Here is a 22175-nt window from a genome sequence, read left to right on the forward strand (position 1 = left end):
CCACGACTTAGCCTGGCATCGCCCGCCGGCCGTGTCACCACTCGTTGCCCTCGTCCTTGCCGCCCCCGATACGCGCACCCCGGCTGACCGCGATACGGAGTACGTCTCCCAGGCACTCCACCGCCCTGGTGAGCGCGAAGCGCACGGCGCGGTCGCCCGCCTCGGGGTCGGCGAGTACGGCTCTGGCTCCCGTAATGACCTGTTCGCCGGAGTCCAGTTGCGCCGCCTCCAGGTCGTCCGCGAGCCGGGAGAGCCTGCTCTCCTCGCTGTCGGTACTCAGATAACAGGGCTTGCCCTCGGGGGTCGTCCATGGCAGCAGGCGCAGTGGGCCCGTCACGCGGACACCTCCACGTCATGGAGATACGGGCGCACGAGGGGTGTGTCCCACGCGAAGGTCCTTGCCCCGTAGGTGAGTTGGCACCGGCATACGGGTGCGGCGGGCGCCCACGCCTCGCGCCTGTCGGGCGGGGCGGTGGTGGGCCTCGCCCGATGGCGGCCCCTGGCGGGCAGCAGTACGCGCAACAGCAACTCGCAGAGGGTTGTGACGAGTCCGCCCATGGCAGTGCTCCTTCTGGACACGGGGTCTTTGACGAGCGGTGATTACCGTTCGTGTCTCGATCGTCACTGCTGGGTCGTACGCTGCGGAAGGGGGTCGGTGTTGTCTGGAGCGCCAGGCAACGGTTAGGGGTGACGGTGGGCGAACAGGTTGACGGTGAGCAGGAGACGGGTCGGGCTGTGCTCGGCCGGACGCTTCGGTATCTCCGAGAGAGGGCGGGCAAATCGCTCGGGCAGTTGGCTGATGAGACCGGGTACGACAAGAGCTATCTGTCCCGGTTGGAGTCGGGTGAGCGGCTGTCCAAAATGACGGTCATGGAGGACTTGGACGCGTATTACAAGGCCGGTGACCTGCTGGTCAGCCACTGGAGGGTGACGCGGCTGGACGCGTTCAAGGATCAGTACAAGAGGTTCATGCGGCTGGAGTCGACGGCGCGGATCATGTGGAAGTTCACCCCGGCTGTGCCCGGCCTCCTGCAAACAGAGGATTTCGCCCGCGAGGTGTTGTCTGGGGCCCAGACAACGGCTGACGGTGAAGATCTGGTGGAGGAGCGGGTGGCGGCGCGCATTGGGCGGCAGTACCTGCTGCGGCAGAGTCCGGAGCCCGATGTCCGGATCATCGTGGACGAGTGCGCGTTCCGGCGTCCGACTGCCCGCGCCAAGACCTGGACTGAGCAGCTGCTTCACCTTGAGGTCGTTGCGGCGTGGCCCAATGTGGCGCTCCAAGTGCTGCCGTTCTCAGCGGGAGTTCACCACCACATGACGGGTTCGCTAACGCTGCTCTGGCAGAAGGACGGAAGCGCTGTTGCCTACAAGGAAGGCAACGGATGCAGTGAGTTGGCCGAGGATCCGGACGAGGTCCTGCGGCTCCGACTGTCCTACGATCGGCTGCGCGACCTGGCGCTGTCACCGTCGGACTCGCTGACGTTCATCAGGGACGTACTGGAGGAGCACAGATCATGACGCGCACCCTCGATCTCAGCACTGCGATATGGCGCAAGTCGAGCTACAGCGAGGGAGGAGACAACGACTGCGTCGAGGTCGCCGACGGCTACCCCGGCATGGTCCCCGTGCGCGACAGCAAGTTCCCGCAGGGCCCCGCCCTGGTCTTCCGGGCGGAGCCCTGGGCCCTCTTCCTCGGGAACGTCAGTTGGGGATCAGGCGCCACAGCGAAGTGACTTCGGCGGCGCGGGCGTGGTGTAGCGGGTCCGTGGTGTCCCGGGCCCGGGGGTGGTGGGGGCTCGTGTCGAGGCGGTCCGTCACGCGTAGGCCCGCCGTGGTGATGGCGGTCAGCAGGTCCTCGCGTGTTCTGAGGCCCAGGTGTTCCGCCAGGTCGGACAGGACGAGCCAGCCCTCGCCTCCTGGGTTGAGGTGGGCGGCCAGGCCGTGCAGGAAACCGTGGAGCATCGTGCCGTCCGGGTCGTAGACGCCCTGTTCGACGGTCGAGGTCGGACGGGCGGGGAGCCAGGGCGGGTTGCAGACCACCAGGTCGGCGCGGCCCTCGGGGTAGAGGCCGGGGCCGGTGACCTCGATACGGTCGGCGAGGCCCAGCCGGTCGGCGTTCTCGCGGGCGCAGGCCAGCGCGCGCGGGCTGATGTCGGTCGCCACGACGTGGGAGAGGCCCCGTCGGGCCAGTACGGCGGCCAGCACCCCCGTTCCCGTACCGAGGTCGAACGCCGTACGCGGGTTCGCGGGCAGCGGTGCCTGTGCCACCAGGTCGATGTACTCACCTCTGACCGGGGAGAACACGCCGTAGTGGGGATGGATGCGGTCGCCGGCTCCCAGGGCCGGTACCTCCACACCCCTCTCACGCCACTGATGTGCCCCTATGACACCCAGCAACTCCGTGAGGGAGACCGCTCGTTCGCCCCGCGGTGGTCCGTACGCCTCGGTGCATGCCCGGCGTACGTCGGGTGCTCGGCGCAGGGTCAGGGAGTGCTCGTCCTCCAGCAGGACCAGGAGTTTGCCCAGTACGCGGGCGCGGTGGCCGCGGGCCCGGCGGTGGAGGTGGAAGGACTCGGCGGGGGTCGCATCGGGCCGGGCGGGGTTCGACTTCCGGTCGATGCGGCGGCCCATCGCCTGGAGCAGCTGGCGCGCGTTGTGGAAGTCCCCCTGCCACAGCAACGCCGTTCCCTCGCAGGCCAGTTGGTAGGCCGTACCGGCTTTCGTTCGGTCGTCGGCGACCACGACCCGGCGGGGAGGCGGAGCGAAGCTCTCCGAGTGCCAGTGGGCGGATCGGGCAGGTTGGGCAGGCTGGGCGGGGCGGGCAGACTGGTCTTCGGACCAGTTGATCGTGGGCGTCGTGGACACGACGTACTCCTCGTGTTCGAACGTGCGGTGGGCACGAAGAGCACTTCGACGAGGAGCCGGGGAAGTGGGAAGCCGCCGTGCGTGGCAGACGGCCCGTCTCGCGGTATCGCGCGGTACGGGCTCGTAGGTCGGGCAGGAAGGGGGCTACCGCTCCCGCGTCGAAGCGCGGGAGGGGAAGTCGCCGAGGACCAGACCTGGAACCATGCCGAGCATCGCGGTCAGCCTTTCGGAGAGATGATGCCCGAGACTCGCACGGGCCTCGCCCCGCGGGCAAACCGGGCCCCGCCTTCCCTGTGACGCAGCTCACGGGAAGGCGGCCCCTCCCGCCGTACAGCTCATAGAGGTGACCACTCATATGCGAACCCGGATACGGGCCGGGGATTCGAGCGCCTTCGCCGAACTCTTCGACGCGTACGCCCGTGCGGTCTACAACCACGCCTTCCGGCTGACCGCGGACTGGTCGACGGCCGAGGACGTGATGGCCGCGACCTTCATGGAGGCGTGGAAGCTGCGCGACAGGGTCGACCCGGAGGGCGGCTCGCTGCGGCCCTGGCTGCTGGGCATCGCCACGAACACGGCCCGCAACCAGTACCGCAGCAACCGGCGCTACCGCCGTGCCGCGAACGCCGCCGCGGCGGCCGAGCTCGCCGTGCCCGACCACGCCGAGGAGGTCGCCGACCGCGTCGACGACCGGCAGCGGCTCGCCACGGCCCTCACCGCGCTCGCGAGCCTGCGCAGACCGGAGCGCGAGGTCATCACGCTCTGTCTGGGGGAGGGACTGGACTACGAGGCCGCCGCGGAGGCGCTCGGCATTCCCGTCGGGACGGTCGCCTCCCGCCTCTCCCGCGCCCGCAAGAAACTGCGCTCGATCGCCGAGGCCCAGCTTGCGATGCCTCAACTCGCCGTGCATCAAGGGGAGTTGGGACGACCTGCCGCCGACATCGCGTTCAAGAAAGTTCGCGAAAAACGGGAAGGCACCCGCCCCGTACGACAGACAAGAGGCGATCACGTAAATGCGATCCGGCCCGCACAGGAAGGAAACCGATGAACGCGAACACGTCCCGGCAGCACCCTGCCGAGTGGGACCAGGACGCACAGCTCCTGTCCCAGACGGCGCGTGACCTGCCGACGGGCCGCCACCAGTTCCACAAGGAGCGTCTGATGGCCCAGATCCACGAGCAGGCCCAGCAAGTCCAGCGGGAAGAGCGCACAGCGACGGCGACGGCCCCTCAGAAGGCCCGGCGATTCCGGCTGCCGCGCCCCGCGATCACGCTGCCCGCGATGGCGGCCGCCCTCTCCGCGGTGGTCATCGCCGGAGTGGTGACGGTCGGCGGCGACGGCAGCGGGGTGCGGGACAGCGGCGTCGCCACCGGACCGGCCCTGACCACCGACGTCGGTACCGCGTCCGCGAAGGGCGTGCCCCAGCTGATCGACCAGATCTCCCTGGCGGCGGCCGAGGGCGACCACCCGACCGTCAAGCCCGGCCAGTACATCTACATCGAGTCCGTGCTGGCCGACACCTTCGTGAAGACCGTCGACGACAAGTCCAGCCTGGCCAGCCACGAACTGCACCGCCGGCAGATGTGGGAGTCCCCGGACGGCGTCAAGGGCTGGCTGATCGACCCCGCCGTCAACGACAGCCCCGAGGGCGAGACCCTGAGCCTGCCCGACGAGCAGGGCAACACCCCGAAGGCGCACCTGGGCAGCCCGTCGTACGACTACCTGACCAAGCTGACCACCGACCCCGACGCACTGCTGGCCAAGATCTACAAGGAGACCAAGGGCCAGGGAAACACCCCCGACCAGCAGGCCTTCGCCACCATCGGTGACCTGCTCGCCGAGAGCTACCCGCCGGCCGAGCTCTACCCGGCGCTGTTCGAGGCCGCCGCCAAGATCCCGGGCGTGGTCGTCGTCGACGACGCGGTGGACGCCGCCGGTCGCCACGGGGTGGCGGTGGCCCGGCTGGACGAGACCAGCGGGCAGCGCGAGGAGTGGATCTTCGACAAGAAGACCCATGTCTACCTCGGTGCGCGCAATGTCCAGGTGAAGCAGCTCAAGGAAGAGGGCGTCCTGATCAAGCCCGGAACGGTGAACTTCACCATGGCCATCAAGAACCGTGCCGTGGTCGACGGAATGAAGCAGACCCCGTCCCAGGCGGGCTGAGACAGGCCCTCGGGGGAAGGGCCCGCCTCAGTCCAGCGAGGGCGGCGGTGTCGGTGCGCCGGGCAACCGGATCGTCGCCACCGTGCCGCCGCCCTCGGCCGGGCTCAACGCCACGTCGCCGCCCGCCTGTTGGACCGTACGGGCCACGATGGACAGGCCGAGGCCCGAGCCGGGGAGTGCCCTTGCACTCGGTGAGCGCCAGAAGCGGTCGAAGACGTGGGGGAGCTCGTCGGCGGGGATGCCCGGGCCGTGGTCCCGTACGGTCAGTTCGCCGTCCTTGAGGGTGACGTCGACCGTGCCGCCCTCGGGGCTGAACTTCACCGCGTTGTCGAGGATGTTCACGATGGCCCGCTCCAGCGCGGAGGGCTCCGCCCGTACGAACCAGGGGTCCACGTTCGCCGTGATCGTCAGCTCCGGGCCACGCAGACGGGCCCGGCGCAGGGCCGCCTCCACGGTGTCCTGCAGCGACACCACCTGTACGCGGTCCGCCGGCGTCCCCGCGTCCGACCGCGACAGTGTCTGCAAGTCCCCGATCAGCGCGGCCAGTTCGGTCATCTGCGCCTTCACGGACGCGAGCAGCGCCTTGCGGTCCGCCTCGGGGATGGGCCGCCCCGTCTCCTCGCTCCGGGTGAGCAGCTCGATGTTCGTACGGAGGGAGGTGAGGGGGGTTCGCAGTTCGTGACCGGCGTCGGCGATGAGCTGTTGTTGCAGTTCGCGGGAGTTCGCCAGCGAGGCCGTCATCGAGTTGAAGGAACGGGAGAGGCGCGCGATCTCGTCCTCGCTGTCCTCCTCGATGGGGATCCGGATGGAGAGATCCTCGGTACGGGCCACATGCTCGACGGCTTCGGTGAGCTTGTCGACGGGACGGAGACCGGCGCGGGCGATCCAGAGACCTGCGGCTCCGGCTCCCACGACTCCGATGCCGGAGACAATGAGCAGGGTCCAGGCCAGCGAGGACAGTGGTTTGGTGACGTCCTTCAGAGGCTTGGCGATGGACACCGCGATGCCCCTTTGGACCTGTCCGGTCTCGCGGTCGACGACCTGCTGGCTGAAGACGCGCACCTCTGAACCGTCGTCAGCAGTGGCCGAGTGCGTGGCGCTACGAGTTGTGCCCTTGGCCACCGCCAGGTCCGCGGCCTGCACTGGGACGGTCGGGTTGATCGGATTGGTGCAGGTGGAGCCGTCCGAATAGAAGATCGTGACGATGGGGGAACTCGGAGGCTGCTGGAGGTCCTGCGGCTCGGACAGTTGACAGTTGCGCAACATGCTCTGGAGCAGCGGCGGCGAGACCTGCGCACTCTGCAGCTGGTCGTCGACCTGGTTGTAGAGCTGGTCGCGGACGATGAACCAGCACGTCACGGAGACCGCCGCCACGGCGAAGGCCACCGCCGCGGCGGTGAGCAGTGACAACCGGGACCGGAGCGGCAGGGCACGTACCAGCCGGACGGCCTTGTTCACTCCGCCCCACCCGACCGCAGCACATACCCCACACCCCGCACCGTGTGCACAAGACGAGGCTCGCCGCCCGCCTCGGTCTTCCGGCGCAGGTACATCACGTACACATCAAGGGAGTTGGAGGACGGCTCGAAGTCGAAGCCCCACACCGCCTTCAGGATCTGCTCGCGGGTGAGGACCTGGCGCGGATGGGCGAGGAACATCTCCAGCAGGGTGAACTCCGTGCGGGTCAGCTCGACCGGCCGCCCACCCCGTGTGACCTCGCGCGTCGCGAGGTCCATGCGGAGGTCGCCGAAGGTGAGCGCGTCGTCCGCGGGGGCGCCGACCGCCGCGGCGGCGTAGGAGCTGCGGCGCAGCAGGGCCCGTACGCGGGCGAAGAGTTCGTCGAGTTCGAAGGGCTTGACCAGGTAGTCGTCGGCGCCGGCGTCGAGGCCGGTGACGCGGTCGCCGACCGTGTCGCGGGCGGTCAGCATGAGGATCGGCGTCGTGGTGCCCGCGCCGCGCATCCGGCGGGCGGCGGTCAGGCCGTCCATCCGCGGCATCTGGATGTCGAGGACGACCAGGTCGGGCTGGTACACCGTGGACTTCTCCAGGGCGTCCGCGCCGTCGACGGCGACCTGGGTGTCGTAACCCTCGAAGGCGAGGCTGCGCTGGAGTGCTTCGCGCACGGCCGGCTCGTCGTCGACGATCAGGATGCGCTGGGGTTCACGGTCGCCTTCGGCGGGGCTCATCGCGGTCAGTTCCTCGGGTGCGGTGGGACGTGGTCGGGGCGCTTTCAGCCTCGCACGTTCAGAGCTGTTCAGGGCTGCTCAGGGCTGTTCTCGTAGCGTCTGCCGGGCCGTGGGCCCGGCAGGGGTCAGCCTCGTACGGTTCGGCCGACGCGGGCGCCGGCACCACGGCGGGCGCCGCGCGGAGCGGCAGCGGGGGCCACCTCGGGCGCGCGGGGCGCCGGCGCGTGGAGCTCGTACGCCACTTCGAGGGCCAGGGCGAACGCGGCCGGGTCGGCGCCCGTGAGGGTGTGGGAGACGTTCCTGATCTTCATGACGAACTCCGGGTGGGTCGGTGCGAAGGGGGTGATTCGAAGGGGGTGGGCGGAGGAGGCGGGTGAAGGATCAGCTGTCGGAGCCGCCGGCCCGCAGGGTGTCCAGGTCGGCCTTGACGGTGTTGATCGGGATGGCGAAGCCGAGGCCCACGCTGCCGGCGCTCGACGAGGTGGCGTCCGCGGCGGAGTACATCGCGGAGTTGATGCCGATGATGTTGCCGTTCATGTCGATCAGCGCGCCGCCGGAGTTGCCCGGGTTGAGGGACGCGTCGGTCTGGAGGGCCTTGTACGTGGTCGTGGACGAGCCGGTGTCGCCGTTGAACTCCTGGCCGCCGAACTCGAACGGCCACTGACCGCTGCCGCCGTCGCCCTGCTGTTGCTGCTGCTGTCCCTGGCTCTCGTCCGTGGAGACGGTGACGTCACGGTTGAGGGCGGAGACGATGCCGCTGGTGACCGTGCCGGTCAGGCCCTCGGGGGAGCCGATCGCCACGACCTGGTCGCCGACCTTGACGCCCGTGGAGTCGCCGAGCGTCGCGACCGTCAGACCGGAGGGCGCGTCCTCCAGCTTGATGAGCGCGAGGTCCTTCTTGCTGTCGGTGCCGACGACCTTCGCGGTGTACGACTTGCCGTTGCTCAGCTGCACCTTGATCTCGGAGGCGCCCGAGATCACGTGGTTGTTGGTGATGATCTCGCCGCCGCTGGTGATGATCACGCCGGAACCGGTGGACTGGCCGGCGTTCGAGGTGGCGCTGATCTCGACGATGCTCGGGCTGACCGCCTTGGCGACCCCGGCGACGGTGCCCTTCTCGCTGGTGGGCACGACGCTGGTGCTTGTGCTGCTGCTCGCCACCGTGTCGTTGCCGGTCAGCTCCTGGAAGGCGTACGCGGTACCGCCGCCCACGGCCGCGGCGGCTATCGCCACGGCGGCCAGCAGCGCCAGCGGCCCCTTGGCGCGCCTACGGGGAGCGGCGGGAGCCGGGGAGACGGGCTCGGTGAGAAGAGCCGTGGGAGCGGCGCCCTGCTGCGCCGGCTCGTACGCCGGCGGGGGCGGCCACTCCGGGTTCACGGAGGAGGTGGAGAAGTCTGCGGAGTCGGAGTCGGAGGAGGAGCTCGCGGGGTGCGCGGAGGCGTACGGCTGCTGGGGGTACGCGGACTGCTGCGCGTCGCCCTGCGTGTACGCGGACTGCTGCTGTTCGCCCTGGGGGTACTCGCCGCTGCGGCGGAAGCTCTCGGTCATGACTCAGACTCTGAACCCCGACCATGAGAGCTCCCTGAGTGCTCCCTGAGAAGCCCGACAGAACCGCGTATGCCCGATATAAAGCCGCCAGGAGCCGCTGAAATCGGTGAAACAGGGGGTTGCGGCACGGTGATGTGAGGGAAGCGGCGGACGAATACTTGTCTGACCACTGTGAAGAACGTGTGCAACGGGAAACGAGGGGCGCAATCTTGGTGGGTTCACGACACACCACCACCTCAGGAGCCCTGAGTGATACGTGCCCTGCGCGACCGTTGGAGACGCCCCGCCACGGCGTTCCCGGCGGCCGCTCTCGCGCTGGCGCTGAGTTGCGCCGGCGTCCTCGCGGCCCAGCCCGCGACAGCGGCGGACGACCCCACCGGGGGTCTGCCCGACGCGAACCTCTCGCAGCCCGCGAAGCCGGCCGCCTCCGCCAAGGAGCTGCGCGACCGGATCGTCGCGGCGGCGAAGGCGACCGGCGAGACCCCGGACGACGCCTCGCCCAGCAAGTCACCGTTCATCATCGGCGGCGGTGAGACCACCATCGCCAGTGCCCCCTGGATGGTCCAGCTCGGCTACTCCGACCCGGCCACCGGCGACGGCTACTTCTGCGGCGGCACGCTCGTCGCGCCCAACAAGGTCCTCACGGCCGCCCACTGCGTCGCGGGCCTCGACTGGGTGAGCAACGGCGCAGTCCTGGCCGGCACCACCGACCTCGACGACTACGCCACCGGCACCCCCGCGGGCGTCTACCGCCAGTGGACCCACCCCCGCTACAACGAAGCCACCGCCCAGAACGACATCGCGGTGCTCACGCTGGACCGCCCGCTGGAACAGCAGTGGCTGCGCCTGGCCGCGTCCGACGACAGCGCGCTCTACAAGGCAGGCACCGCGGCCACCGTCTACGGCTGGGGCCTGACCTCCGGCGCCGACGACGCCACCCTCTCGACGAAGCTGAAGAAGGCGAGCCTGCCGCTGGTCGCCGACTCGACCTGCAACAGCGCCATGCAGACGGTCCTCGGCAGCGACGAGTTCATCGAGGGCTCGATGACCTGCGCGGGCACCCCCGCGACCGGCGCCGACGAGGGCACCAACAGCCCCTGCAACGGCGACTCGGGCGGCCCCCTGGTTGTCGGCAACAAGATTGTCGGGATCGTCTCCTGGGGCGTCGCGGGCTGCACCGGCAAGGGCGCCTACCCGGTCTTCACCAAGGTCAGCTCCTACGCCTGGGCGGCCCAGCCGCGCGTCGACGACACCGACCTGACGTACGACGGCCGCGCCGACCTGCTGGCCCGCACGCCCTCGGGCGGCCTCTTCCAGCAGGACAGCAAGGGCACCTCGCTGGCCCAGCGCGCCTACCAGGGCAACGGCTGGCAGACCGCCACCTGGGTCCTCCAGGCCGACCTGGACCGGGACTTCTACCAGGACCTGATCGTCCGCGACAAGACCGACGGCAAGTTGTACCGCAGCTACATGGACCACGCCGCCGGCGACTGGACCTGGATGCAGATCAGTTCGGTCTGGGGCGGCTACAAGTCGTACGCGATCCCCGGTGACATGACGGGCGACGCCCGCCCGGACCTGCTCGCGGTGGACGCCGACGGCTCGGTCTACCTCTACCCGGGACGCGGCAACGGCGAGTTCTACGGCAAGGTCAAGGTCGTCAGCGGTTCCTGGAAGAACGTGAAGATCTTCGGCCACGGCGACCTCTCCGGCGACGGCAAGCCCGACCTCCTCGTCCGCTCCACGGACGGCACCCTCTGGCTCTACCGCGGCACCGGCAAGGAGAAGACCCCCTGGTCGGCCCGCATCAAGGCCCGTACCGGCTGGAACTTCACCTCGTACGTCTCCAACGGCGACGTGACGGGCGACGGAGTGGCCGACATCATGGCCCGCGACTCGGGCGGCACGCTCTGGCTCTACCGGGGCACGAACAAGGCCTCAACAGACCTCTTCGCCGCACGAGTCAGCCTGGGAACGGGCTTCAACCAGTACAACCTGCTGTTCTAGAAACCGCTGAACAGACGTCGGCCCTCGCCACTTGGCGAGGGCCGACTTTTCAGGGGCGCGGGGCTGTGACATTTGCGGCTCCGCCGCGGGGCGCGACCAGTCCCCAGCCACCCGCAGCCAACCAACAACCCACCAGCGGAGCTACCCGCACCCGCAAGACCGCCGCACAACCAACTGCGACGGGAACAACTTCAACCGCTCCCGCCGAGCACCGGCAACCCGCAGCCCGTCGTCGAGAACGAGATCGACAGCCGCGCGAGCCATCGCGGACCGATCGCTCGCGATCGTGGTCAGCGGCGGATCGGTCAACGCCGCTTCCTTGATGTCGTCGAACCCGGCGACAGCCAACTCCCCCGGCACGTCTATCCGAAGCTCGCGCGCGGCCCGCAGCAGCCCGACCGCCTGGTCGTCCGTGGAACAGAAGATCGCCGGCGGCCGGTCCGGCCCGGCCAGCAGCTCAAGACCGACCTTGTACGCGTCGTACCGGTTGTAGGGCGCCTCGAAGACGCGACCCTCGGTCGACCGCCCGGCCTCCCGCATCGCACGCCGCCAGCCCTCGATGTGGTCGGAGACGGGGTCACCGACGGTGGGGGTCTCCGCGACGCCGCCCAGACAGGCGACGTACTCGTAACCGTGCTCAAGAAGATGACGCGTGGCGAGCTGGGCCCCGCCTATGTCGTCCGTGACGACGGCGACGTCGTCGATGGCCTCGGGCCGCGCGTGCATCAGCACCACCCGGGCGTCCCACGCCTCGATCTCGGCGGCCGCGTTGTCGTTCAGCGCATTGCTGACGAGGATGAGCCCCGAGACCCGCATACCGAGGAAGGCCCGCAGGTAGTGGACCTCGCGCTCGCCGATGTAGTCGGAGTTGCCGACGAGCACCATTTTTCCGCGCTCGGACGCGGCCTGTTCGACCGCGTGCGCCATCTCCCCGAAGAAGGCCTGGCGCGCGTCCGGCACGATCAGGCCTATGAGGTCCGTACGCCGCGACGCCATGGCCTGGGCGACCCGGTCCGGCCGGTACCCCAGCTCCTTGATCGCGGCGAGGACACGCTCGCGCGTGGCCGGGGCGACCGGCCGGGGTCCGTTGTTGATGACGTAACTGACGACGGCAGTCGACGTCCCTGCCAGTCGCGCTACGTCATCCCGAGTCACCTTGGCCACGCGCGGAGTCTACGCGGATGGACCTACCTCTGTGCAGGTCGTACGGGTTCCTGTGCCTCCACCGTGACCTCGGCGCTCTCGGTGGCGTCGAGGTGTGCCGACTCGTCCGTATTCTCGGTGTCCCCCGGCTTCGGCTGGGCCGCCTTGGCCTTCGCCTCGTCCGTGGCACGGTCCGCCTTCTCCGGCGTGACGAATCGGTAGCCGACGTTGCGGACGGTCCCGATCAGCGACTCGTGCTCGGGTCCGAGCTTTGCCCGCAGCCGTCGTACGTGGACGTCGACGGTCCGGGTGCCACCGAAGTAGTCGTACCCCCAGACCTCCTGGAGGAGCTGGGCGCGGGTGAAGACGCGGCCGGGGTGCTGCGCCAGGTACTTCAGGAGCTCGAACTCCTTGAAGGTGAGGTCGAGGACCCGGCCCTTGAGCTTGGCGGAGTAGGTCGCCTCGTCGACCGACAGGTCGCCGTTGCGGATCTCCATGGGGGAGTCGTCGTTGACGATCTGCTGGCGGCCCATGGCCAGCCGCAGCCGTGCCTCGACCTCCGCCGGACCTGCGGTGTCGAGCAGGACGTCGTCGATGCCCCAGTCGGCGGTGACGGCCGCGAGGCCGCCCTCCGTGACGACGAGGATGAGGGGACAGCCGGGCCCGGTGGACCGCAGCAGCTGGCACAGGCTGCGGACCTGAGGCAGGTCGCGCCGCCCGTCGATCAGGATGACGTCGGCACCAGGGGTGTCGACGAGAGCGGGGCCCTCCGCCGGAGCCACGCGCACGTTGTGCAGCAGCAGGCCGAGGGCGGGAAGCACCTCCGTCGACGGCTGGAGAGCGTTGGTAAGGAGCAGCAGAGAACTCATCGCGCCCCACCTGCCTGGGTCGTCACACGGTCTTGCACGGTTTGCTTGCCCATAACGTCGGTTCCTCCTCGGTCCCTGCGAGGACGTTTGCGGCACTGCTTCGTACTTCTCGCGGCTCCCGCGCCCCTGGGCGCCGCAATCGCGCTCTGGCATCGCACTTCCTGTCGCGATATTTCCCCTGAGAGTCGTATACAGCGTTCGTATACAACGCTCCAGAAAGCGCAAAAGGACCCGGGGGCTTCGCTGCCCGAGTCCTCTGCCCAGCACAATAGCCCACATGAACCTAGGTCCGGCAGGTCATGTGACGCGATCTTTGATTCGTCCACGCCTTGAGACAACCCTGCGGCCACCTCTGCGGAGATTTCTGCGCACGGTCGACGGGGTCACGATCGATGCCGCGTACGACCCCGGAAGGGGTACGTCCGACACCGCGGAGGACGCCCTCGGTGACGTCCCGGGCGACCTCGCCATCGTCGTCGCGCACGGCTTCACGGGCGATCTGGAGCGGCTGCACGTACGTCGGGCGGCCACTGCCTTCACGCAGTACGGGGCGGTCGTCACGTTCTCCTTCCGGGGCCACGGCGCCTCCGGCGGGCGCTCGACGGTCGGCGACCGCGAGGTGCTCGATCTGGCGGCGGCTGTGGAGTGGGCACGAGAACTCGGTCACACCCGGGTGGCCACGGTCGGTTTCTCGATGGGCGGGTCGGTCGTCCTGCGGCACGCGGCGATCAATTCGGCCGGTGGCGAGGAGCACGAGGGGCGCACGGGAGCGCATACGGACGCGGTGGTTTCGGTCAGCGCACCCGCTCGCTGGTACTACCGGGGCACGGCCCCTATGCGCCGCCTGCACTGGCTGGTAACCCGTCCGACGGGCCGTGCCGTCGGCCGCTACGGCCTGCGCACCCGCATCCACCACCGCGAGTGGGACCCCGTCCCCTCCTCCCCGGTGGAGTCGGTCCCGCTGATCACGCCCACGCCGTTGCTGATCGTCCACGGCGAGCAGGACGGCTACTTCCCGGTGGACCACCCCCGGATGCTGGCCGACGCCTCCGACGGCCACGCCGAACTGTGGCTGGAGCCGGGAATGGGCCACGCGGAGAACGCGGCGGACGACGCGCTGCTGGCCCGCATCGGGCAGTGGGCGGCCGGGGCGGCAGCGCCCGCGGGCTAGCCTGGGCGGTGCTTGTCAGCTTGTCACCCATTCACCGACCGGCGGTCGACTGCCGGACGACCGTCGACCGAGGAATCAGGAATCAGGATTCAGATGGCAAAGGGCACGGTGCGTTACTGGGCCGCCGCCAAGGCCGCAGCGGGCGTCGCCGAGGAGCCGTACGAGGCGGAGACCCTCGCGGACGCGCTCGACGCGGCACGCGAGCGACACCCCGGCGAACTCGTCCGCGTCCTGCGGCGATGCTCGTTCCTCATCGACGGTGACCCCGTGGGCACCCGCGGACATGAGACGGTACGGCTGGCCGAGGGCGGCACGGTCGAAGTGCTCCCGCCGTTCGCAGGAGGGTGACGGGACCATGAGCAACCAGCCGTACGAGGGGAACGGGGACGGGCCGTACGAGGGCTACGACCCCTACCAGCAGCAGCAACCGCAGCAGCCGCCGTCCGGGTGGCCGGGCCATCAGCAGCAGTACGAGGCCGACGCCGAGCCCGACCAGCAGCAGTACACCCAGCAGTGGGAGGGCCAGACCTGGGAGACCCAGGTCCAGCCGTCGGTCACACCGACCGCACCTGCACCTGCACCTGCACCTGCCCCGGCCGCGGACACGGCGTACTTCCCGCAGCAGGCTCCGCATGGGCCGGGGGAGCAGCAGTACGCGGCTCAGTACGGCGCTCAGGGCGGTCAGGCCGCTCAGAGCGGTCAGTACGGGGTGGTGGGACAGCCGATGCCGGCGGAGACGGGGTGGGACCAGGCGGGTCAGACGGGCGGGGCCGGACAGCCGCAGGGCTACCCGGGCTCGCAGGGGCCCCAGGGCCATCAGGGCGGCCATCAGGGCTACGGAAGCCAGACGCACGCACCCGCACCCGTGCCGGGCGCACCGGCTCCCTCGCCTGCCGCCGCATCCGGCGCCGCATCCGGCTCCGGCGCCGCTCCGGAGTACGGCCCGGCCACCGTCACCGGAAACACCCGCCTCACCGCCGCCCAGCGGGCCCGTGCTGAGGGGCGTTCGCCGATCATCGAGCCCGGTCTGCAGCCGGCCGCGCTGACGGCGGTCCTCGGGCTGCTGATGGCCGGGGCGGCTGCCGTCGGGGAGTACGCACTGGTCGTACCGCTCGTGATCCTCCAGGCGGTGACCGCGGCGGGCTGGTTCCGGCTGAACGGGATGTGGCCCGCCCGGCAGGGCATCGCCCTCGCCTTCGCGGGCGCGCTCACCTCGGACGTCGCGCTGCTCGCGGCCGGGCGGGAGAACGCTCCCGCCGCGATTCTCGGCACGCTCGGCGTCTGGGTCCTGCTGACCCTGGTCCTCCAGCTCCGCAGCCATGCGTCTCCGGACGAGCGGATGTCCGGGCTGATGGCCACGGTCGTCTCGGCGGCGCTGGCGATCGTGGCGACGGGGCACCTGGGGGCGGAGCCGGATGCGGTGACGGTGGGGGCGGTGGCGGTCGGGGCGGCGGTTCTGGCCCGTGCGGTGCCTCTGCCGACGGTGGGTTCGGTGGTTGTGGCGTTGGTGGTGGGGGCGGCTGCGGGGGCTGCGACGGGCGGGCTCACCGACCTCGGTGCGTCCTCCGGTGCGCTCCTCGGCGCGGGTGCTGCCGTCTGCGCGCTGATCGGTCACCGCGTGGCCAGCTACGACTACCCGTCCCGCTTCGTCCACTTCACCGCGGGAGTCGCCCTCCCCTTGGCGGCAGCCGCCCCGGCGATCTACGTACTGGGCCGCGCGCTGGCCTGACGAGACCGACCTTTTTCGCCCCCGCCGCCCCTACCCATTCCCGTCCCTCGGGGGCTCTGCCCCCGAACCCCCGCTCCTCAAACGCCGGAGGGGCTGAATTTCAGCCCGTCCGGCGTTTGAGGACGAGCGCGTTCAGCGCGATACGGGGGTCTGGGGGCGGAGCCCCCAGGGGACGGGACGGGTAGGGGCGGCGGGGGCGAGGAAAAGGCCTGGTCCCGCGGCCACACCTGTCACAGCTGATCGACAACTCCCCCCGTCCCCCCGGCCGGAGGCCCCCGCAGGGTTACCCTCGCGCCAGGAGACCGCCAAGGTGGGGGAACACGAAAACCATGCGAGCACTGCGAATACTTCTGATCGTGACCGTCATCCTCGGCGGCCTCTTCATCATCGCCGACCGCGTAGCCGTCGGCTTCGCCGAGGACGAGGCGGCGGACCGACTGAAGACCAACGAGGGCCTGGCCACCACCCCCAGCGTCTCGATCAAGGGCTTCCCCTTCCTCACCCAGGTCGTCGGCGGCGAACTGGACGAGGTGGAGGTCGGCATCAAGAACTACGAGGCCGACACGAGCGGCGGCACGGGCACCGCCGACGGCACCACCCCGGACAAGATCCGTATCGACGACCTCACCGCCCAGATGCGGGGCGTCGCGTTCTCCGGCGACTACAGCTCCGCGAAGGCCGCCTCGGCGACCGGCACGGCGACGATCTCGTACGACGAACTCCTCAAGGCGGCGAAGGCCGAACCCGTGGACGTCGCGAGCGGAGTCACCGCCGAGGTCGTCGGCCTCTCCGACGGAGGCAACGGCAAGATCAAGGTCGAGGTGGAGGCCACGGTGCTCGGCACCAAGCTCCCCCGCCCGGTCTCCGTGCTCAGCTCGGTCAGCGTCAAGGGCGACACCGTCGAGGTGCACGCCGACTCCCTCCCCAACCTGGGCGTCCAGCTCGCCGAGGACAAGGTCCGCCTGATCACCGACTTCCGGCAGCAGATCGACGGCCTGCCCGGCGGCATCAAGCTCGACAAGGTCGAGGCGGCCCCGAAGGGTGTCGACATCACGGTGAAGGGTTCGGACGTCAGCCTGGTCGGGTAGGTCTGGTAGGTCGGACAGGGAGTGAGGACATCGGCCCACTCGCGAGCAACCGTCCGTCCGAAAGGCGAGACACCCCCGTCCGCACAGCAGATGTGCGAGAGATGTGACGACGGCTGCAGCCCTTCCGGGGCCGGGAGAAAACGGGCCGGACTCCCTCCGTGTCCCACATCCCGGACGATCGCGTCTCAGAATACGACACACCGGTGACATGCCCGCCTGTCCGTCCCTACGATCGACGTCATGCAGTGCAAATTGAGCGTCCTCCGGCCGGGGGGACAGGCGGATCTCACGAAGCGGCGGGCAGTAGACCTGTGCCGCGTCGCCGCCATGCTCTGTCGCACTTTCTGAGCGGAAGCGTCGTACTTCCGCGAGCCGGGCCCTTCGACCTCTCTCGTCGGGGCCACCCCTGCGCCGCGTACGCCATCGCAGCCGTGATCGTCGAGCGCGTCGCACCCCTTTCTGACGCAACGCCCCGCCGCAACTGCCCCGGAGGAGAACGAGCATGAGCCGCAGCGACGTCCTGGTAGACGCCGACTGGGTCCAGGACCACCTGGACGACCCCAGCGTGGCCATCGTCGAGGTCGACGAGGACACGTCCGCGTACGAGAAGAACCACATCCGGAACGCGATCCGGATCGACTGGACCAAGGACCTCCAGGACCCGGTCCGCCGTGACTTCGTCGACCAGGCCGGCTTCGAGAAGCTCCTGTCGGAGAAGGGCATCGGCAACGACACCCTGGTCGTCCTCTACGGCGGCAACAACAACTGGTTCGCGTCCTACGCCTACTGGTACTTCAAGCTGTACGGCCACGAGAACGTGAAGCTTCTCGACGGCGGCCGCAAGAAGTGGGAGCTCGACTCCCGCGACCTGGTCGCCGAGGTGCCCACCCGCGCCACGACCGACTACAAGGCGAAGGCCCAGAACACCGCGATCCGCGCCTTCCGCGACGACGTCGTGGCGGCCATCGGTTCGCAGAACCTGGTCGACGTCCGGTCGCCCGACGAGTTCAGCGGCAAGCTGCTGGCGCCGGCCCACCTGCCGCAGGAGCAGTCGCAGCGTCCGGGCCATGTCCCGTCCGCGCGCAACATCCCGTGGTCGAAGAACGCCAACGACGACGGCACCTTCAAGTCGGACGACGAGCTCAAGGAGCTCTACGCCGAGGAGCAGGTCGACCTCGCCAAGGACACCATCGCGTACTGCCGCATCGGTGAGCGTTCCGCGCTCACCTGGTTCGTGCTGCACGAGCTGCTCGGCGTCGAGAACGTCAAGAACTACGACGGCTCGTGGACCGAGTACGGCTCCCTCGTCGGTGTGCCGATCGAGCTCGGCGCCAACAAGTAACCCAAGGCCCGAAGGACTGAAGGACGGAAACGAAACATGTGTGGAGCGAAGGCCGGCGGCCCGGACGCCTCGACGATCAAGCCCGGTGAGACCACCATCCAGGGTCAGGTGACCAAGGACGGCGAGCCGGTGGTGGGCTACGTCCGCCTCCTGGACTCGACCGGCGAGTTCACCGCCGAGGTCCCGACCTCGGCGACCGGACAGTTCCGCTTCTACGCGGCCGAGGGCACCTGGACCGTCCGCGCCCTCGTTCCCGGCGGCACGGCCGACCGCACGGTCGTCGCCCAGACGGGCGGCCTGGCCGAGGTCGCCATCACCGTCTGAACCCGTCTGAACCACCTGACGGCAGACACCGTATAAACGGCCGAAGGGCCGCACCCCCGGGGGTTGGACGCTTTCCGGTAATGGGGTGCGGCCCTTCGGCTTGCCCGGGCCTACGCTGGACGTATGTACGCACGAAGGCGTCACGACCTCTCCTTGACGCGCCTCTCGCGCTGCTTCGCAGGCTTCGAGGCGCTGCGCCGGACTCCGTCCGTCGGGTCGTGGCATCGTCGGTGTCTCGCGGGGTGAGCCTTTGCACCGAGGCGTTCTACGCTGGACGTATGTACGCACGAAGGCGTCACGTCTATTTCGCCATGATGGGGACGTGCATCGGGCTGTTCGTGCTGGCCTGGGGAGTCGTGCGGCTCTGGTCGGTGCCCGTGGCCGTCGGTATGTGCGTCGTGGCCATGGTGATTCCCCCGCTCGCGGCGATGGCGGCCAACCGCCGAGGCCCCGACGACCGCTGGTGGGACGACCCGTCCGGCGACCCCAAGTCCGACGACTGGTGGGACGAACTGGACGGCAAGAAGCGCCGCCAGTGACCCGTCCCGGTCAGTAGACGAGCGCCTGGGTCCCGTCCGCCAGGGCCTCCTGGACGAAGACCTGGGCGCCCGCGATGCGTACGCCCTTGATGACGTCCTTCTCCGTGATGTCCCGGCGGGCGGCGCACTGCGTGCAGAGGGTGAGGCGGCCGCCGGCCAGGATCGAGTCGAGCAGGTCGGGGAGGGGGGCCGCGTGCGGCAGTTCGAACTCGGCGGCCCGGCCCGGCAGCGCGAACCACGCGGACTCGCCCGTCAGCCACAGCGACACGTCCACCCCACTGGCCACGGCGACCGCCGCCACCGTGAACGCCTGCGAACAGCGTTCGGGAGCATCGGCCCCCGCCGTCACCTTGATCACGAGCTTCTTCGCCATGGTCGAATCGTAATCAACTCCCTTGCAACCCCACGTGTTGGCCATGGGTCTCCTGTGCGCGCGGATACGGAATCCGCGCTTCGCGTTCTGTGGGGGACGTCTTGGAAGTCACGGAAACACCCGAAGCGCCACCTGAGGTCCAGGAGACCTCCGAAGTCCCGGAGGCCCCGGAGCTCCCGGAGGTCCCGGAGGCCCCGGAGAAGCAGGCCGTGCCGCTTGTGCGTCGGCGTGGACGTACGACGCTCCTGATCGCCACGGCCGCCGTGCTGGGACTGGTCGCCGGTACCTGTGCCGGATACCTGATCCAGGCCGACCGCGAGCCCACCGAACTGCCATCGCTCTCGCAGCCGTCGCTTCCGCAGGCCGGGGGCAAGGGGCCCCAGCCCCTGTCGGCCGCGCAGGACCGCAGGGTGAGGACCGACGGTGACCTGCGCAAGCTGCTGGTCGAGCGGCCGAGCGGGGCGCGGGACACAACCTCCGCCGAAGGCGTCGACGGCTGGGTGGGTCTCGACATGTACGCGGACGGGTACACCGAGCCGACGGCGGCCTACAGCACCCTCATCGACGACGAGTTCCGGCGCGCAGCCGTCACCGCCTGGCAGACGGGCCGCACGTATTCGGTCGTGATCCGGCTCGTGCAGTACCGCCAGGAGGACCGCCTGGCCGCCCGTGAACGGGTGGAGGCCGAGCAGTACGGGGAGGCGGAGTACGACACGGACAGCTGGGCCGTCCCCGGCACCGGCGACGGCATGGCATACGTACGGAAGCAGCCCGAGAACAAGGCCGGATACCTCCCGATGTACACGGCCGAGGCGCATGCCTGGCGGGGTGACATCGCCATGCAGATCTTCGTGAACGACAGCAGGCCGATCGCCAAGGCGAAGATCATGGAACTGGCCGAGCGGCAGATGGAGCGGCTGTGAGCGACGACCCGAGCAGTGTCCCCACGGGGGAGGCCGAGCCGGTCGAGCCCGAGGTGTCGGTGGAGCCGGTGGACGCCACGCCGGCGGCCGAGCCCGTGGCGCCGGACGCGAAGAAGCCCGTACGCCGTGGCCGGATCGCCGCCCTCGTCGGTGCCGGCCTCCTGGTCGCCGCCGTCGTCGCAGGCACCGGCTACACCGTCGTGACCGTGAACGACGCCGACCGGGACGCGGGCGCGCCCGTCTGGGACTTCCCCAGGGAGAAGGCGGACGACAAGAAGCCGGCCGCCGCCACAGGGCTCGCCGGCCTGCTCGTGCCGTACGGGGAGGACGACTGGGGCCGCGGCCCCGACCTCAACGAGTACGGCCACGACGCCCGGCTCAGCGGTGCCCAGGCCACCGCCCTGCGCAAGGAGTCGCTGCGTGGCCTGCCCCGCTCCCAGCGACTGCGGCTGGAGAAACAGATCGACAAGCAGCGCGTCCAGGGCATGGCGATGCGCAGCTACATCAGCACGGCGGGCAACTCCTATGCCGACTCGAAGTCGGCTTTCGCGGTGAGCGTCGTGCTGTCCCGGATGGAGAACAAGGCGGCGGTCCGGGACATCGCGACGTTCCAGAACGAGTTCCTCGACGCCATGGACGTCTTCCGCGCGGGCCCCGCCATCAAGGGCCACAAGAACGCCAAGTGCTTTCTGCAGCCGAAGACCACGGGCGAGGAGATCGAGGCGATGTTCTGCTCCGCGTACGAGGGAGACGTGCTGGTCAGCGCCACCGCGTCCGGGATCAGGCCACTGAACACCGAGGGAGTCGCGTTGCTGCTGCGCACCCAGCTCGACCGCATCACCGACCCGGGGGAGGCGGTATGACCGAGCAGACCGAGCAGACCGAGCAGACCGAGCAGACCGAGCAGACCGAGCAGACCGAGCAGACCGAGCAGACCGGGGAGCGGCAGGCAATCGTGCCTCCCCCGCCCGGCATGCTCCCCGCAGTCCCCGCAGTCCCCGCAGTCCCCGCAGGAACACCGCTCGTACCGCCCGAGGCGGGGAAGGACCGCCGGGCCCTGCGTGCCGTGCTGCGGTGGACCGCCGTCGCGGCGGTGTTCGCGGCGGTCGGTACGGCTGCGGCGTACGGCATCACGCGGCAGGAGCGCACCGACCTGCCGGGACTCGCGACCGAGTCCGACGGGCGCTGGGACTACCCGGAGATCGTCAGGCCGCCGCTGCCGTCCGGCAGTCCGGCCCCCTTCGCCGAGGCCAACGGGGCCGCCACCCACCACGCCGACCTGCGCGCGCTCGTACTGCCCGCCCCCGAGGGGGCAAAGGCGGACCAGGCGTTGCGCGGCAAGGGCGGCTGGCTCGCGACGAAGGACTTCCTGGCGGAGTTCACGTCGAAGGAGGACCGCAAGGCCGCCGGCCAGGTGATGACCGACAACGGGCTGCGGCACATCGCCGCCCGCGGCTGGACCACGCAGGACGGCACGCACACGCGGATCTACCTGCTGCGCTTCGACACCGCGGCCGCCGCGGACGAGCTCTACGCGACCGAACTGATCCACTACGACAGCCCGACGTACGCCGTGCGCGGTGCCGAGGAGTTCGACCGGGACGAGGATTTCCCGGAGAAGACCGAGTTCGCCCACGTCACCCGCGCGCCGTACGTGGAGACGGAGCCGTACGGTGCCGAGCAGGTCCGGCAGGCCTATCTCTCGGCCGGCGACACCGTCGCCGTGATCGTGCAGTCCCGCAAGGGCACCGCCGAGGCGGTCCCCTTCCAGCAGACCGTGGTCCTGCAGAGCCAGCTCCTGAGCTGACCGGCGGACCTCGGAGAGAGAGCCGCTCCCCACCCCCACTAGAGTGGGGAGCGGCTCTGTACTGCCCACCACCGCGTCACCCCCGAGGAGCACCCCGT

The 22175-nt window shown here is 69.8% G+C and carries 26 protein-coding genes; 16 read left to right on the forward strand and 10 right to left on the reverse strand.

Annotated elements, in window-relative coordinates:
• Positions 1 to 34: 34 nt before the first annotated feature.
• Positions 35 to 337, reverse strand: a complete 303-nt coding sequence (locus ACZ5VQ_RS18710; protein ID WP_469105853.1) for a hypothetical protein — start codon at positions 335 to 337, stop codon at positions 35 to 37.
• Positions 334 to 558 carry a hypothetical protein gene (locus ACZ5VQ_RS18715; protein WP_469105854.1) on the reverse strand — a complete coding sequence of 75 codons (225 nt, stop codon included), beginning with the start codon at positions 556 to 558 and terminating at the stop codon, positions 334 to 336. The genes ACZ5VQ_RS18710 and ACZ5VQ_RS18715 overlap by 4 nt, the downstream gene beginning before the upstream one ends.
• 135 nt (positions 559 to 693) lie before the next feature.
• On the opposite strand from ACZ5VQ_RS18715, the gene ACZ5VQ_RS18720 reads away from it, so the two are divergent.
• Together ACZ5VQ_RS18720 and ACZ5VQ_RS18725 are read left to right on the forward strand one after the other, a co-directional pair.
• Positions 694 to 1518, forward strand: a complete 825-nt coding sequence (locus tag ACZ5VQ_RS18720; RefSeq protein WP_469105855.1) for a helix-turn-helix domain-containing protein — start codon at positions 694 to 696, stop codon at positions 1516 to 1518.
• Entirely contained in the window at positions 1515 to 1733 is a 219-nt protein-coding gene (locus tag ACZ5VQ_RS18725) for a DUF397 domain-containing protein (protein WP_469105856.1), read from the forward strand. Before ACZ5VQ_RS18720 ends, ACZ5VQ_RS18725 begins: the two co-directional genes overlap by 4 nt.
• On the opposite strand, the gene ACZ5VQ_RS18730 is transcribed toward ACZ5VQ_RS18725, so the two are convergent.
• Positions 1702 to 2865: a methyltransferase gene (locus tag ACZ5VQ_RS18730; RefSeq protein WP_469105857.1), complete on the reverse strand. Its 1164-nt coding sequence runs from the start codon at positions 2863 to 2865 to the stop codon at positions 1702 to 1704. The genes ACZ5VQ_RS18725 and ACZ5VQ_RS18730 overlap by 32 nt on opposite strands.
• A gap of 355 nt (positions 2866 to 3220) precedes the next feature.
• Here ACZ5VQ_RS18730 and ACZ5VQ_RS18735 point away from each other — a divergent pair, with 355 nt between their 5' ends.
• Positions 3221 to 3913 (forward strand): RNA polymerase sigma factor, encoded by a 693-nt coding sequence (locus ACZ5VQ_RS18735; protein ID WP_469105858.1) that lies wholly within the window; start codon positions 3221 to 3223, stop codon positions 3911 to 3913.
• On the forward strand, positions 3910 to 5028 hold the full coding sequence (locus ACZ5VQ_RS18740; protein WP_469105859.1) for a CU044_5270 family protein: 1119 nt from the start codon (positions 3910 to 3912) through the stop codon (positions 5026 to 5028). The genes ACZ5VQ_RS18735 and ACZ5VQ_RS18740 overlap by 4 nt, the downstream gene beginning before the upstream one ends.
• A gap of 27 nt (positions 5029 to 5055) precedes the next feature.
• Here the strand turns inward: ACZ5VQ_RS18740 and ACZ5VQ_RS18745 are convergent, their stop codons facing one another.
• From ACZ5VQ_RS18745 to ACZ5VQ_RS18760, 4 genes are all read right to left on the reverse strand, one after another.
• Positions 5056 to 6486 carry a sensor histidine kinase gene (locus tag ACZ5VQ_RS18745; protein ID WP_469105860.1) on the reverse strand — a complete coding sequence of 477 codons (1431 nt, stop codon included), beginning with the start codon at positions 6484 to 6486 and terminating at the stop codon, positions 5056 to 5058.
• A complete protein-coding gene (locus ACZ5VQ_RS18750; protein WP_469105861.1) occupies positions 6483 to 7214 on the reverse strand; it encodes a response regulator transcription factor in 732 nt (243 codons plus the stop codon). The genes ACZ5VQ_RS18745 and ACZ5VQ_RS18750 overlap by 4 nt, the downstream gene beginning before the upstream one ends.
• A 125-nt stretch (positions 7215 to 7339) precedes the next feature.
• A complete protein-coding gene (locus ACZ5VQ_RS18755; protein WP_469105862.1) occupies positions 7340 to 7525 on the reverse strand; it encodes a hypothetical protein in 186 nt (61 codons plus the stop codon).
• 70 nt (positions 7526 to 7595) lie between these two features.
• Entirely contained in the window at positions 7596 to 8762 is a 1167-nt protein-coding gene (locus ACZ5VQ_RS18760; RefSeq protein WP_469105863.1) for a S1C family serine protease, read from the reverse strand.
• 249 nt (positions 8763 to 9011) lie between these two features.
• On the opposite strand from ACZ5VQ_RS18760, the gene ACZ5VQ_RS18765 reads away from it, so the two are divergent.
• Positions 9012 to 10769 carry a trypsin-like serine protease gene (locus ACZ5VQ_RS18765; protein WP_469105864.1) on the forward strand — a complete coding sequence of 586 codons (1758 nt, stop codon included), beginning with the start codon at positions 9012 to 9014 and terminating at the stop codon, positions 10767 to 10769.
• Positions 10770 to 10910: 141 nt separating this feature from the next.
• Here the strand turns inward: ACZ5VQ_RS18765 and ACZ5VQ_RS18770 are convergent, their stop codons facing one another.
• Both ACZ5VQ_RS18770 and ACZ5VQ_RS18775 read right to left on the reverse strand, forming a co-directional pair.
• Positions 10911 to 11933 (reverse strand): LacI family DNA-binding transcriptional regulator, encoded by a 1023-nt coding sequence (locus tag ACZ5VQ_RS18770; RefSeq protein WP_469105865.1) that lies wholly within the window; start codon positions 11931 to 11933, stop codon positions 10911 to 10913.
• 23 nt (positions 11934 to 11956) lie between these two features.
• The gene (locus ACZ5VQ_RS18775; RefSeq protein WP_326729248.1) at positions 11957 to 12781 is read right to left on the reverse strand and encodes a response regulator transcription factor; all 825 of its coding nucleotides are present in this window, start codon (positions 12779 to 12781) and stop codon (positions 11957 to 11959) included.
• A gap of 277 nt (positions 12782 to 13058) precedes the next feature.
• On the opposite strand from ACZ5VQ_RS18775, the gene ACZ5VQ_RS18780 reads away from it, so the two are divergent.
• The 8 genes from ACZ5VQ_RS18780 to ACZ5VQ_RS18815 all read left to right on the forward strand — a co-directional run bounded on the left by ACZ5VQ_RS18780 (position 13059) and on the right by ACZ5VQ_RS18815 (position 18974).
• Positions 13059 to 13952: an alpha/beta hydrolase gene (locus ACZ5VQ_RS18780; RefSeq protein WP_469105866.1), complete on the forward strand. Its 894-nt coding sequence runs from the start codon at positions 13059 to 13061 to the stop codon at positions 13950 to 13952.
• Positions 13953 to 14045: 93 nt separating this feature from the next.
• Complete coding sequence (locus tag ACZ5VQ_RS18785) at positions 14046 to 14300, forward strand: MoaD/ThiS family protein (RefSeq protein ID WP_143639489.1); 255 nt, start codon at positions 14046 to 14048, stop codon at positions 14298 to 14300.
• Positions 14301 to 14307: 7 nt separating this feature from the next.
• Positions 14308 to 15681 (forward strand): hypothetical protein, encoded by a 1374-nt coding sequence (locus tag ACZ5VQ_RS18790; protein ID WP_469105867.1) that lies wholly within the window; start codon positions 14308 to 14310, stop codon positions 15679 to 15681.
• Positions 15682 to 16010: 329 nt separating this feature from the next.
• Positions 16011 to 16769 (forward strand): LmeA family phospholipid-binding protein, encoded by a 759-nt coding sequence (locus tag ACZ5VQ_RS18795; protein WP_469105868.1) that lies wholly within the window; start codon positions 16011 to 16013, stop codon positions 16767 to 16769.
• A gap of 240 nt (positions 16770 to 17009) precedes the next feature.
• Complete coding sequence (locus ACZ5VQ_RS18800) at positions 17010 to 17117, forward strand: putative leader peptide (protein WP_469105869.1); 108 nt, start codon at positions 17010 to 17012, stop codon at positions 17115 to 17117.
• Positions 17118 to 17271: 154 nt separating this feature from the next.
• A complete protein-coding gene (locus tag ACZ5VQ_RS18805) occupies positions 17272 to 18111 on the forward strand; it encodes a sulfurtransferase (RefSeq protein WP_055617550.1) in 840 nt (279 codons plus the stop codon).
• A gap of 36 nt (positions 18112 to 18147) precedes the next feature.
• On the forward strand, positions 18148 to 18435 hold the full coding sequence (locus tag ACZ5VQ_RS18810; RefSeq protein WP_055617549.1) for a DUF1416 domain-containing protein: 288 nt from the start codon (positions 18148 to 18150) through the stop codon (positions 18433 to 18435).
• A 278-nt stretch (positions 18436 to 18713) separates the two neighbouring features.
• Complete coding sequence (locus tag ACZ5VQ_RS18815) at positions 18714 to 18974, forward strand: DUF3099 domain-containing protein (protein ID WP_143639496.1); 261 nt, start codon at positions 18714 to 18716, stop codon at positions 18972 to 18974.
• Positions 18975 to 18984: 10 nt separating this feature from the next.
• Here ACZ5VQ_RS18815 and ACZ5VQ_RS18820 read toward each other — a convergent pair whose 3' ends face one another.
• Positions 18985 to 19347 carry a DsrE family protein gene (locus tag ACZ5VQ_RS18820; RefSeq protein WP_469105870.1) on the reverse strand — a complete coding sequence of 121 codons (363 nt, stop codon included), beginning with the start codon at positions 19345 to 19347 and terminating at the stop codon, positions 18985 to 18987.
• Between the two features lie 101 nt (positions 19348 to 19448).
• On the opposite strand from ACZ5VQ_RS18820, the gene ACZ5VQ_RS18825 reads away from it, so the two are divergent.
• Genes ACZ5VQ_RS18825 through ACZ5VQ_RS18835 form a run of 3 tightly spaced genes read left to right on the forward strand, consistent with a single transcriptional unit; the run spans position 19449 to position 22077 of the window.
• Complete coding sequence (locus ACZ5VQ_RS18825; RefSeq protein ID WP_469105871.1) at positions 19449 to 20270, forward strand: hypothetical protein; 822 nt, start codon at positions 19449 to 19451, stop codon at positions 20268 to 20270.
• Positions 20267 to 21133 carry a hypothetical protein gene (locus tag ACZ5VQ_RS18830; RefSeq protein WP_469105872.1) on the forward strand — a complete coding sequence of 289 codons (867 nt, stop codon included), beginning with the start codon at positions 20267 to 20269 and terminating at the stop codon, positions 21131 to 21133. Before ACZ5VQ_RS18825 ends, ACZ5VQ_RS18830 begins: the two co-directional genes overlap by 4 nt.
• Positions 21130 to 22077, forward strand: a complete 948-nt coding sequence (locus ACZ5VQ_RS18835; protein WP_469105873.1) for a hypothetical protein — start codon at positions 21130 to 21132, stop codon at positions 22075 to 22077. Before ACZ5VQ_RS18830 ends, ACZ5VQ_RS18835 begins: the two co-directional genes overlap by 4 nt.
• The last annotated feature ends 98 nt before the right edge of the window (positions 22078 to 22175 follow it).

It is taken from the genome of Streptomyces sp. NPDC033178 (assembly GCF_055577685.1).